We start from the raw sequence: 11,797 nt of genomic DNA, 5'->3' as shown, positions 1-11,797 counted from the left end.
GGCACTCTAAACGCCAGCTGTCTCGTACCGCTCCCCAGTCGCTTTGATGCGTTCCGCGATGTTCAGCCATTCCTTTTTGGCGTCTTCCTGCTGGAAGAAGGCGTCAGCAGCATGCATTTCCGTCACTACTTGACGCCAGAGCGCTCTGAATTCCGTAGTCCATGCAGCACTCTGGAGTTTGGCCCCCAGGTCCCGCAGAACCTCGACCTGCCTCGGGTGAGGAACGAGTGTCTGTGCTGCTAGCCGGGGGCTGAGCGGGGGCATGTCGACTCGGATCTGGCCCGCAACGTCCAGGAAGAGACCTTCGGCCACTCCTTCGCGGTATCCGGCAGGCCATGCGGCATCGTCTTGACTGGTCGCGCAGGCTTCGACCCCGTCTTCCCTGACCGTGAACGTGTTCCTCGCCGAACGTTGGCCAACCGCCACCCCCAAGCGTCGTTGGTCTTCGAACGGCAGACGTGGAAGATCCGCCGCCTGAAGGCGGGTAGCGAGGTCTCCCGTGCTGAAGGTGCTGCTGTGTAGGTCGGTGACGAGTTGCTGCACGGACCCGATGATGAGGAACTGCAAGCGGCGCAGGGCCCAGCGTGTCCACAGCAGAGCCCCGTCGACGCAGGTCTCGATGACCTCATCCTCAATGAGCGGCAGCGTCGAGCGGCCATGCCCTGTGCCGTAAGAGTTCCGCAGTTCTCGGAGTTGGGCGGCAAGCTTCTTCGCGCTATTCGCCGCTTGGCGAACGGCAGCATCGGGAGACAAGCCCGGTCCAGGCTGGTACTCGATCGCACGATGAGCAAGGTTGAGAACCTTGTCGTACTCCTCGTTGCTGCCTGCGGGCTGTCCTCGCGAGTCAAGTACGACGCGAGCTGTCGCTTCGACTAGATCCTTCGCCGAACCGATGGCCAGGGGCCTGTCGTTGGCACGGACCGCCCCTTGGAGTCGATCGAAACAGTCCCGGATCGCAGCCCACGCGGTTGGATCCAGGGCCTTAGGCTTGAGGATCTCCGCTTGCAGTACATGCGTGTTCATGCCCGTCATTGTCTCCGGGCTAGCCCACTGAACTCCTTGCACACGGAACTCCGCTCAGATCTGTTTCCAGGAGCCCCTGGCACGCCGCCACCTCGTTCAGAGACTGAACGGCGCCCAGGCAGGCTGCGCCCCGGGCGCAGCCTGATGCCCTCGTTGCTCGTGGCAGCGAGGGCATCAGGGCGTCAGGCAGCGCGGGCTGTGGGTAACTGCGAGACCCACGTCGTGAGCCTGGTCAGGTGCTCGGGCTGCAGCCCGTGGTGTGGGTCGGGCTGAATGAGGAGGGTCGACGTTCCCTTCGCAGTGCGCTCCGCCGCCCATTCATGGTCGAGGCCGGTGAAGTCGTCGTCGATCCAGACGGTGGGGGCGTCGCCGAGCCAGTCGTCGACGTGGTCGCGCTTCCAGAGGTAGCCGTTGGGGTGGCTGGTGGTGATCTGCGGACGCGGGAGATCGACGTACGGCAGCGTCGGGAGGCCCAGGAGGGGCCCGATGAGGGTGGTGGCGTCCTGCCGCCAGCTGGTGCACCAGACGGGGGTGACCAGGCCAGCACGGATCACATCCATGAGCATGGGGCCGTGGGCAGGGTCGAGCCAGACGGTGACCGGGTTGTCGGCGCTCCGGCCGGTGGAGACGACGTCGTGGCGGGCGTGTGTGGCCGGGGTCGAGCCGTCCGCGTTGGGGAAGGGTATGAGGACGCCATCGATGTCGAGGAGCAGGTAGGGCGGGCGCATCGGTTCCTCCGGGAAGCCGGGGCGAATGGCTGGTCAGAGCTTGCGGGCGCGGATCAGCAGGGTGGTGGGCCAGTGACCCATGCGGGGGTCGTGGAACTCCTTGGCTGAGGTGAGCCAGAAGCCGGCCTGGCTGAGGCGCTTCGCCCAGCGGTCGGTGTCGAATTCCCAGCGGGCGATGGGGAGCCGGGAGCGGTCGGGGAGGGTGACGAAGTCGCGGCGGGGCCGGTCGTCGCCCGAAGGGCTTCGGCCGCCACGCTGCGGGTGGGGGACGGAGAAGGCGAGCACTCGTCCGGGCATGAGGCGCTGCGCGATGGCCGGCAACAGGAGCTCGGGGGCGACGAGACCGACGGCGCCGAAGACGGAGTAGACCGCGTCGAACTGCTCGTCGGAGGCTTGCAGGTAGTGCAGGGCGTGGCCAGCGACGAAGGTGAGGTTGTTCAGCCGTCCGTAGTGGGAGCGGGCGCGGCGGACCTGGAGGCCGACTAGGTCGACGCCGGTGACGTGGGCGCCGTGGCGGGTGGCGAGGTAGGCGGCGTTGTGGCCGGGGCCGCAGCCGAGTTCCAGGAGTCGTTTGCCGTGCAGGTCGGGGCCGAGGATCTCTGCTCCGGGGCCTTGGCCGGGTCTCGTGGTCCATTCCATCCGGGCAGGCACGGAGAGGGGTTCGGCGAGTCCGGCGGCGGTGCGCTGGAGCGCGTGGGCGTGCCAGGGGGATGCCTGGGCGAGCACGTCAGATCTCCAGGAGGTGGAGGACGTCGGTGAGGTGGCGGCGGACGGCCTTGATGTAGGCGGGGTCGGTGGCCGGGTCGTTGATCCAGCGGATGGACTGCTCCATGAACCACTCGACGGCCCACATGCGGTGCCAGCCCAGGGCCCAGTTCTCGGCGGTGAGCCCGCCGCGCGGGGCGAGGGCGTCGGGGGTGCCGCCGGCGGTGACGTACTGCTCCAGGAAGACGCGCAGGCGGACGGGGTGCGGGGGCTCGATGGTGCCGTGCCAGCTGGCGAGGTCGAGCAGGCCGGGGCCGGTGAAGGCGCGGGCGAAGTCGAGCAGCCGCCAGCCGCGCTCGCCGATGTGGAGGCTGGTGGGGTGGAACTCGGAGTGCACCCAGCCGAACGGTTCCAGCGTCGCTCCGGCGGAGCGGGCTTCGGCGGCCTGGGCGATCCGGTCGAGCGCGTCCTCGACGTCGTCGGCGTCCTGCCACCGGTCGGCCTTGCGCAGCCGTTCGAGGTGTTCCAGCGCCCTGGCCGGGAGCGTCCGCAGCCGGTCCTGGTCGAGGACGGGCAAGGGCGGAGCCGTACGGGTTCCGTGCAGGATCACGGCCGCGGCGACGCCGTCGAGGTCGTCGGCCTCGCGTACGGACGGTCCGAGGTCCTCCATGAGCATGCCGAGCCAGCCGTCCAGGACGGCGGAGGCGTGGACCTGGGGGACGGGTACGCCGAGGGTGTGGGCCAGGCGGAGGGCCTGGTCCTCGCTGTCGAAGGGCTTCTTGGCGTACTTGAAGACGGCCGTGGAGCCGTCGGGGAAGGTGACGCGCTCGACGCCGGACATGGACCACACGCGTACCTCCTCCCGTACGGCGATGGTCCGGCCGGTCGCGGTGAGCAGGTTGTCGAGGAGTTCCGCGCTGGGGTTCGTGGTCACGTGAGGGCTCCGGGGAGGGGTGGTGGCGTCCGGGGCGGGCGAGAGATGCCGGCCCGCCCCGGAGCCTGGTCGGGGTGGGGTTACGCGGCGGGGTTCACGCGGTGGGTGTAGACCTGCTCGATCCAGCCCGCCTTGAAGGCCGCGAGGTCGTCGCGGAAGTTCGCCATCGAGGCACCGTAGGGCGCGACCACGCCGCCGGACTGGTCCGGCACGGACTGGCAGCCGTGCACGAGCCGGCCACCGAGCGCGGCGTGGGCCTTGATGGACTCGATCCGGCGGTGCTCGTTGAACCAGCCGCCGTGGTAGACCTCGTCGAGCATCCCGCCCATCTCGTCGTCCAGGTCGAAGACGACGGAGGTGGCGGCGGGGAAGAACCAGCACGGGCCGACGTTGGAGATGTGCCCGTCGAGCTCGACCTTGTTGAGCGCCATGAGCGTGGCGGCCTCGCGGAGCATCCTTAGGTGGGCGGCGGTGATCTGCGGCAGGCCGAGGCTGGCCAGGTGCTCCTCGCGGAAGAGGTACGCGTACACCTCGTACGCGGTGGCCAGGACGCGGGCCGCGTCGGAGATGGACTCGCTGTGCTGCTTGATGAAGTCGAGCGCGAGCTGCTCGACCGCGCTCTCGGTCGTCTCGTCCACGTCCAGGAGCTGGGACTTGACCAGCTCCCAGTCGGCGACGAGCCACGTGTTCGACTCGAAGCGGAAGAAGTACTCGGCCGGGTCGATCGTGATGCGCCGGCCGTCGACCTGGATGCCGGGCAGGCGGCTCCAGCGCGGGTCGAATGCCTCGGGCAGCTCGACCGTGATGGCCGTGGTGTCGATGGTGGTCTCCGTGTCTCCGTCTCTGATCGGCCAGGTTCGGGCACAGGCATGCCCGAGCCTGGTGTGGGCGTACGGAACTTCGGGGTGCCGCCCGGACCAAGGGGGAGCCTGGATCACGGTCGCGCCGTTCCGGGCGGCTGCTGATAAGTGAACCGGTGGTCACGCTCAGTGGGTACGGTGGAAGGCAGTTGAAGCGGTATACGCGGTTTACAGCTCCGGAGTGGAGGCGATCGTGGCGGCGCAGAGAGAACCCAACTCCCGTCTGCGTGACGTCATTGAGGCGGTCGACTGCACCTACGAGGCTCTCGCCAGAGACGTGCGGCGCATCGCCGCCGAGAACGGCGAGATCCTCCAGACCAACAAGTCGGCCATCTCGCACTGGGTGAACGGCACCCGAGCACCGTCAGGCCGGGTAGGCCAGTACCTGGCCGAGGCACTGTCCCGCCGAGCCGGACGCATCATCACCCAGGTCGAGATCGGCCTCCAGACCGGTGATGCCGAAGAGCCGGCGGAATCCGACCCCGTCCTCGCGGTCACCGACCTGGGCCGGGCCGACGTCGAGCGCCGCCGCTTCCTCGCCATCGCTGCCTTCACTACCGCCGGCGTCGCCATGCCGCTCGGATACGACCACGAGGCCACCGCCCGCATGCTCCGCGCCCGCACCGGCACGTCAGTGGTCGGCGCGGAGGACGTGGACGTCGTACGGCAGATCACGGCCGCCTTCAGCGCGGCCGACGAGCGCCTCGGCGGCGGGCACGGCCTGACCACGGTCACCGCCTACCTTGCCGACACCGCCGCCCCGATCCTCCGCGGACGCTTCCCCAGCGAAGCGTTACGCCGAGCCGCCTTCGGAGCCGTCGCCGAACTCGCCTACCTCGCAGGCTGGAAGCACCACGACCTCGGCCAGGAAGGCGCCGCCCAGCGCTACTACCAGGTCGGCTACAAGCTCGCCTGCGAAGCCGACCCCCACGGCCACGCCGCCTGGATGATGCGCGCCCTCGCCCACCAGGCCCTCAGCCTCAAACAGCCCCACCACTGCGTCGACCTCGTCGAAGGCGCCCTACGCACAGGTCTCGGCCACGTCGACGGCCAGACCGAGGCGCTCCTCCACATCACCCACGCCCGCGCCTACGCCGCCACCGACGAGAACCCGTCGGCCGCACGCGCCCTGCTCGCCGCCGAAGACGCCCTCCTCCGAGACGACGGTCCCCAGCCCAGCTACTCACGCGTAAGCGGCCCTGCCGCCGGCACCGTGGCCAGCCACACCGCCCGTACCCTGACCGACCTCGCCGACCACATCGGCACCGAGCAACAGCACCGAGACGCCCTCACCCGATGGGACTCGGAGAAGTACAAGCGCGTCCACGCCCTCACCCACGCCGACCTCGGCGACAGCCTCGCCGCCCAGGCCCGCGCCGACGAAGCCGTCGCCGCCTGGACTCAGGCCCTGGTCCTCATGGAAGGCATGACCTCCGACCGCACGCGCAAGGCGATCACCTCGATCCGCTCCACCCTCGCGGTCTACCAGCGTCGCAAAGTGCCCGGCGCCGCCGATCTCGCCCGCCGCGCCCGCGAGGCCCTCGCCTAACATGCCCAACAACCCGCCCGACGAAGGGAACACCGTGGCCCAGCAGACCGACGACCAGCCGAAGGCCCTCAAGCCTGCGCTCGAATCCATGACCCTGCTGGTCGCCGCCGTCATCGTCCACGACACGGCTACCAACCGCGTCGTCCTCCTCCAGCGCAGCGAGAACGCCAAGTTCGCCCAGGGAATGTGGGACCTCCCCGTCGGCAAGAGCGAGCCAGGCGAGCCCATCACCGAAACCGCGGTCCGTGAGCTCTACGAGGAGACCGGCCTCACGGTGAAGCCCGAGTCCCTCAAGGTCGCCCACATCATCCACGGCGCCTGGGGCGTCGAAGCCCCCAACGGCTTCCTCACGGTGGTGTTCGCCGCCCACGACTGGACAGGCGAACCCGAAAACCGCGAACCCCGCAAGCACTCCCAGGTCCGCTGGGTCGACGCCAACGCCATCCCCGAAGCCTTCGTTGACACCACGGCCAGCGCCCTCCACCACTACCTGACCAATGACGTGGAAGTCTCCCTGGACGGCTGGGGGTGAGCACAGTCCGTCCAGGGTTCAGCCTTCGTTGTGCCGTAGCGGCACACAGGAAGTGCGCATGATGGAGCTCACGAGAGGCCGGGATTACTCCAGCTCCGCAATGTGGTGCGCCTGAGGGCTGAGATGAGGGTGGCGGGCCAGAAGATCTTTCGCGAGAGCCAGATCTTCCTGCGCTCTCTGAGTGAGCCCCGCTCGTCGATAATTGATGATCCGCGTTTTGAGGGCCATGAGTAGGGTTTCGCTCGGGACATCTCGTGCAGATTCCACGGTGATGATCTCTGTGAATTTTGCGATTGCTTCATTGGTTTCCCCGGCGCGGCTCAGGGCAACGCCAAGCTGGTGAAGCAGTACGAGGTCTGCTGGTGAGAATTCCACAGCGCGCCGCAAGGCGTGAACGCGCCCGAACTTATCTCGCTGGGCATCACACACCCTCGCCTTTGTGCTGTACGCGAGCCCGCCAGTGAGACGGCTCGCGCGCGCACATGCGACATCGGCAAACTTTATGGCTTGACCGATCCTGTTGCGTGCGAGCTCGTAGCTTGCGCTCATTGCGAATACGTAGGCGCTGGTCGGTGCGACATCGCGTGCCTGCTGGAAGAGCGCGTCAGCTGCGTCCATGTTTCCAGAGAACGTTTCAGACTCGCCTCGTCGACAGAGGATCACCCCACGCTTCTCGCTGTCCGCTTGAATGCCGTAACGCTCGAATACTCCAACGAACCTTTCTACCTCCCACGACTTCAGTTCCATTTGTTGCGTGTACTGTTGGACTCGACGTCGGGCGCCGGTCTCCAAGCCGCTAAAGCGAGCTAGCTGGTTTGCGGCGAAGGAGAGGGTAATGGGCAGGCTGCTGTAGGTTGCCTGCCCATCGGCCGGATGTACTTGGCGGCTCACCAGCGTGGCCTCTTCCAGCTCATGCAGGGCTGAATCGAGCCGTTCGCGGGGAATTTCGGCAGCGAGGGCGAGTAGGTGATCCCCTGGCGGCGTGTCAAAGATGGACATGACGCTTAGTACAAGTTTTGCGTCCGCAGACAATACGTCCCAGATGTTACGGAAGCTGAATTCCAGGACCGGGGAATCTTCGCCTTGCACCGCGCCTAGGGCGTCATTGAGATCGCCGCGCAATTTGTAGCGACCCAGGGCCCATTGGATCGCCAATGGTAGACCCCCGCACGCCTTGTTGATTTCGCTAATCCGGCGTTCTGTAATCGGGAGGTCGATCCTGAGTTCTCCAGACTTCACCGCCACGAAGTCGCGAGTCTCCTCGTGGTTCAGTTCTGGGACGGTGACGGGATACTCCCACCCGCCTGTCTTGCGGCGGCTCGTGATGATGACCTTGGCTTGCGAAGTCGGAGGCAGGTCCTGAATGAAGGAGATAATTCTCCCATCGTCGACAGTCTCGAGATTGTCTAGGACGATAAGAGTAGGCCACACTGAGAGCCATTCCAGGACGGTGTGCTTCTTTTCGTCAAGGGCAGCTGGTGGTTCCTCGCCGAAAAGCAATAGAATCTGGTCGAGAAGCCCTTCGAGGGAGTATAGTGTCCTGGTTTGAGAGCGGGAGATACCTCCAGATGTCAGCACGGTCTCCTTCGCCGTGAGCTGCAGGATCGCTTCAAAATCCCTTTGATCGTAGAAATGATAGGCGGCCCAGGTCGCAAGAGCGGATTTTCCGACACCGCCAGGGCCGTGGACGTTGATGATCCAAATTCTGGGGTCCTTCGTGACGGCCGAGATCAGCTGCTCCCGCAGTTGTTCGCGTCCGACAAAATACTGGAAGTCTTTCTCCAGGAGGCGGTAGGTCCCCGTGTCTACGGCGAATGGAGTCTTCGATTGTTCACGCTCGAGGCTATCCTGGTCCGCTCGTTCTTCTAGATCGTCAAGAAGTTCCTCGAGTTCCTCTGCGCTATCCAGTCGCACGGTAGAATCGCCGCGACGGAAGTAGATATCCCCGCGACGAAGACCGTATGACTCTTTCGGTTGAAAGTCGTGTTTTACGAGGGAAGGTGTGCGCCGCTTTCTCCTCTTTGCCGCCGCCCTCACGAAGATCACGGCAAACCATCGTGGTTCTCCCGTGTAGCGGAGCTGATGCTGGACGATATCTACCGAAATTTCTAGTCCGGTGGCCCGGCGGATCTTATCGCGGAGAAGTTTCGCATCGTACGGGAGTTCGGAATTGAGGCCGACTGGCACCCAGGTTTTGTCCTGGACGCCAATAACGAGATAGCCACCCCCTGTATTTTTCATGGCGATCACGTCTTTGGCGAAAGCGGCGGCATCGTAGTCGCTCTCAAGCCGGAGGAGCTGCTTGAAATCTAGCCATTCGCACTCGCCGCGGCAGTCAATGAGGTATTTGAGCGCGTCGAGACTCAGATCTCCGTCTCGAACCATTCGCTCGATTGTGGCGAGGTTCATTCCTGGCTACTCGCTCTCTGGCCGGCGGCCGGACGTCAGCAGGGTCAGCATCGTATCGGCACCGCTTGCGCGAGGGGGCCCTTACTGGGAACCACCTGGTGGTAGCGAACCCTCTTCGTAGCCACAGGCGTTGAGGGGTGATCAGAGTTGGGGCGAGCCGTTGGCGAAGTCGTAGTGGAGGTCCGTCCAGCGGCGAAGGTCGGCGGGGGCGTGGCTGGGGTAGCCGGGGCGTCCCACGCCTTTGACCGAGTGATCCCAGAGGCCGTCGGGCTCCGTGAAGCGGTCGGCGTGGTGGGTACCGAGGAGGGCGTCGAGGCGGAGGAGGGCGCCCAGGGCGAAGCAGTAGGCGCCGCCGGAGTAGCAGACCTCGGTGGCCAGGAGCAGGTCACCGATGCGTGCCCGGAACCGGTCGCGGCGGTCGACGCCGATCAGCCAGCTCGTACCTGAGGAGGGCTTCCAGTTCCTCGTCAGTGATCGCGGCGGCGTCATTGAACAGGTGCCGGGTAAACCGTGTGGTGTGCCACCACCGGGGGCCCAGGAACCGCCCGCCATTCAGTACGAGATAGCCTCGTCACGTAGCTCTCGACCACGTGGCCGTAGCCGACTTCCTCGGGGTGCTGGGACGGCATCGGTCACCTCTCCGGGTGCAGGTCGGTACGGTCGATCCAGGTGGGGGCGACGAAGATGTTGTCGCCGACGGGGGCTTCGGAGGCTTCCAGCAGGGACCAGGTGCGGGACTCTTCGACCAGGTGCTGCCAGGGCGCGGTCCAGTCGAGTTCCCAGTCCAAGCCGGTGTCGGAGACGCCGTACGTGCGGCCGGCGTCCACTCGCCAGAACTGGGAGTAGAGGATCACCTGGGCGTGGTCGGCCAGGTCGTTGATGATCTCGGTGAAGTGGGTCGAGGGCCAGCCAGGGGCGTTGTCCGCCGCGGTGGCGCGTATGCCCGCTGTGAGCGGTGGGACTACAGGGTTGCGGGCGCCGAGCTCCGTCAAGGCCCAGCGGATGCCGCATGGCTCGGTCCAGTCCGGCGGGGTCGCCCGTTCCAGGCAGGCGCGGTAGGCGCGGTGCAGGGGCTCGATGGCGCCGTCGATCTCCAGGCTCGCCAGAGCCATGGCCGCCCATTCGCGGACGGTCGGGTTGTCGCTGTCCAGCAGGCCGATGAGAGCGGGGCCGCAACGGGGATCGCCCACCTCCTCGAAGACCTCGATCGCGGTCAGCTGGCCGAAGCCGCCGAGGGAAGGAAGGCCGTCGATGACGGCGGGTATGGCGTCGGCGCCGATCCAGATCAGCTCCGCGCGGGCGTCGTAGGACTTATCGGCCTTTCCGTCGAGCTGCTGGACGAGTGTCTCGATGTGGGAGGTCATGACGCGGAGCAGTCCCGGCGCCAGAAGGTGGGGAGCCACCAGCAGAGCACCGAGCGGTCGTCTGGCCACGGGGCGCGGTCCTGGGATTCCCAGTCCTCCAAGGAGTCGCGCGTCAGGTCGATGGGCCGCCATGCGGGGTCGAGCGGCTCGTCCTCGGCCGGCAGGCGGACGTACCGGAGGCCGTGTTCGTCGCAGGCGCCGAAGTTCTGGTAGTTCCGCTGGGCCTCGATCAAGGAGATCTTGTTCGCGCCGCCGTCCATGGTCGGCCAGCGGAACTGGACCCCGTCGTCCTCCCAGAAGCAGACGGGGCAGATCTCGTACGAGCCGGGCATTGCGTCCAGTACGCGGTGCCCGCAGCAGGGACAGGGGTAGGAGTCACTCACCTGCGCAGTCTCCTTGCAGGCCCCGCCGGTGTGCCAGGGATTTCGCAGCCTCGGAGCCTCCGGCCAGTCCGCAGCCAGTCCGCAGGACACCCGTAAATGGCCCTCGGGAGCCAACGCGTGCCAACCAGGAAAGCCCAGGTCAGGGCCCTGGGCGGGGCTCCGCCGCAGGTCGGGATCCGGCTTCAGACGTTCCGCTTCAATGTGTAGCGGCTGACGTGACACCGCGGCGCTGATCTGGCAGACATGCAGGTCAGAGAGGGTCCGACTCTTCGGGGTCGGGCCCTTGGTTTTTTCCCGTGCTGGGATTGGTGCTGGGATAGCTGCCCCCTCGTCACCTGTCGTCACCCCTGGTCATCCGTACCGTGCTGGGATTGCGCTGGGATGGGGTGACGGCGCTGTGCTGGGTGGTGTGCCGCGCGACACTTCGCGGCACGCAGGCCGTGGCGCTTTTCCTACTCGTTTGACACACTTCGGGCATGGTGGAGAAGACGTACAGCATCGGGGAAGGGCCGGCGACGCGGGTGAGCCTGTCGCTGCCGGAAGGGACCGCGGAGGCGATCAGGGCGCGGGTGGGCAAGCGGGAGTTCTCCGCGTTCATCGCCGAGGCGGTCGAGCGTGAGTTGCGCGGGCAGGTCCTTGACGAGTATCTGGCGGATTACGAGAACCGCAAGGGGCCGGTCTCCGAGCAGGCTCGCCAGCGAGCGCGGCAGGTCTTCGACGAGGTGTTCGCCGAGGAGGGTGAGTGGCCCGCCGCAAGCTGAGTCACGAGGGAACGCTGGTCTTGGACAGCGAAGGGCTCTCGAAGCTACTCGCCGATGACGAGCAGGTGGTGGCGCTGGTAGCTGAGGCGCGCTCGCGCGGCATGGAGGTCGTGATCAGCGCACTCACCATCATTGAGGTCGTCCACGCTCGCACGAACAAGTCTCGCCTGAACTGGGTGCTCTCCGGACTGCGCGTGGTCGTGGTGGGTGACGAGGAGGCGAAGGCGGCCTCGAAGCTGCTGATGGATGCCGGCTTGCATGGGCATAAGTACGCGATCGATGCGGCTGTCGCCGAGGCCGCGCTGCGGCAGCATCGGCCGGTAATCATGCTGACCTCTGATATCGATGACATGGCCAAACTTTGCAGCGATCGCGTTCGGCTAGTGGGGATCTAACTGCCTCCGACCCCGGTGCTGCCTTCATGGCCGAGACCCGCCGGAATGGGATTTGGGCGCCGTACCTTGGCGGGATTGCCAGTGGTGAACGCGAGTCCGGACTGATACCACTGATCAAGATCCGGGCAGCACGGTTGTAGCGGGGGAACGTGGG

12 protein-coding genes and 1 pseudogene are annotated in these 11,797 nt (G+C 66.3%); 4 read left to right on the top strand and 9 right to left on the bottom strand.

The features are described 5' to 3' along the window. Positions 1-6: 6 nt before the first annotated feature. The 5 genes from IG78_RS0113570 to IG78_RS0113550 all read right to left on the bottom strand — a co-directional run bounded on the left by IG78_RS0113570 (position 7) and on the right by IG78_RS0113550 (position 4,238). Entirely contained in the window at positions 7-1,023 is a 1,017-nt protein-coding gene (locus IG78_RS0113570) for an abortive infection family protein (RefSeq protein ID WP_157855788.1), read from the bottom strand. Between the two features lie 182 nt (positions 1,024-1,205). Next, positions 1,206-1,751, bottom strand: coding sequence for an HAD domain-containing protein (locus IG78_RS0113565; protein WP_030562667.1), 546 nt, complete (start codon positions 1,749-1,751; stop codon positions 1,206-1,208). A 33-nt stretch (positions 1,752-1,784) separates the two neighbouring features. Continuing rightward, positions 1,785-2,477, bottom strand: coding sequence for a class I SAM-dependent methyltransferase (locus IG78_RS0113560; RefSeq protein ID WP_030562665.1), 693 nt, complete (start codon positions 2,475-2,477; stop codon positions 1,785-1,787). A 1-nt stretch (position 2,478) separates the two neighbouring features. After that, a complete protein-coding gene (locus IG78_RS0113555) occupies positions 2,479-3,390 on the bottom strand; it encodes a phosphotransferase family protein (RefSeq protein ID WP_030562663.1) in 912 nt (303 codons plus the stop codon). A gap of 80 nt (positions 3,391-3,470) precedes the next feature. Beyond that, positions 3,471-4,238, bottom strand: coding sequence for a hypothetical protein (locus IG78_RS0113550; RefSeq protein ID WP_030562661.1), 768 nt, complete (start codon positions 4,236-4,238; stop codon positions 3,471-3,473). 205 nt (positions 4,239-4,443) lie between these two features. Between IG78_RS0113550 and IG78_RS0113545 the strand changes: the two genes are divergently transcribed. Both IG78_RS0113545 and IG78_RS0113540 read left to right on the top strand, forming a co-directional pair. After that, entirely contained in the window at positions 4,444-5,799 is a 1,356-nt protein-coding gene (locus IG78_RS0113545; RefSeq protein ID WP_030562659.1) for an NsdA family TPR-like regulatory protein, read from the top strand. 1 nt (position 5,800) lies between these two features. Continuing rightward, positions 5,801-6,331: an NUDIX domain-containing protein gene (locus tag IG78_RS0113540; protein WP_030562657.1), complete on the top strand. Its 531-nt coding sequence runs from the start codon at positions 5,801-5,803 to the stop codon at positions 6,329-6,331. A gap of 84 nt (positions 6,332-6,415) precedes the next feature. Here IG78_RS0113540 and IG78_RS0113535 read toward each other — a convergent pair whose 3' ends face one another. The 4 genes and pseudogenes from IG78_RS0113535 to IG78_RS0113520 all read right to left on the bottom strand — a co-directional run bounded on the left by IG78_RS0113535 (position 6,416) and on the right by IG78_RS0113520 (position 10,487). Beyond that, a complete protein-coding gene (locus IG78_RS0113535) occupies positions 6,416-8,740 on the bottom strand; it encodes an RNA-binding domain-containing protein (RefSeq protein WP_078965127.1) in 2,325 nt (774 codons plus the stop codon). Positions 8,741-8,881: 141 nt separating this feature from the next. Continuing rightward, positions 8,882-9,278 (bottom strand): annotated as a pseudogene (locus tag IG78_RS44020) (DUF6000 family protein). 94 nt (positions 9,279-9,372) lie between these two features. After that, positions 9,373-10,104 (bottom strand): HEAT repeat domain-containing protein, encoded by a 732-nt coding sequence (locus IG78_RS0113525; RefSeq protein WP_030562653.1) that lies wholly within the window; start codon positions 10,102-10,104, stop codon positions 9,373-9,375. Continuing rightward, a complete protein-coding gene (locus tag IG78_RS0113520) occupies positions 10,101-10,487 on the bottom strand; it encodes a CPCC family cysteine-rich protein (RefSeq protein ID WP_030562651.1) in 387 nt (128 codons plus the stop codon). The genes IG78_RS0113525 and IG78_RS0113520 overlap by 4 nt, the downstream gene beginning before the upstream one ends. 476 nt (positions 10,488-10,963) lie before the next feature. On the opposite strand from IG78_RS0113520, the gene IG78_RS0113510 reads away from it, so the two are divergent. Continuing rightward, on the top strand, positions 10,964-11,248 hold the full coding sequence (locus tag IG78_RS0113510) for a hypothetical protein (protein ID WP_030562649.1): 285 nt from the start codon (positions 10,964-10,966) through the stop codon (positions 11,246-11,248). Next, positions 11,230-11,643: a hypothetical protein gene (locus IG78_RS0113505; RefSeq protein ID WP_030562647.1), complete on the top strand. Its 414-nt coding sequence runs from the start codon at positions 11,230-11,232 to the stop codon at positions 11,641-11,643. The genes IG78_RS0113510 and IG78_RS0113505 overlap by 19 nt, the downstream gene beginning before the upstream one ends. The last annotated feature ends 154 nt before the right edge of the window (positions 11,644-11,797 follow it).

Source organism: Streptomyces aureocirculatus, from assembly GCF_000720475.1.
In the GTDB taxonomy this organism is placed as follows: Bacteria; Actinomycetota; Actinomycetes; order Streptomycetales; family Streptomycetaceae; genus Streptomyces; species Streptomyces aureocirculatus.
The sequence above is the reverse complement of the archived record's forward strand: the minus strand, read 5'-3'. Positions and strand labels throughout refer to the sequence as shown.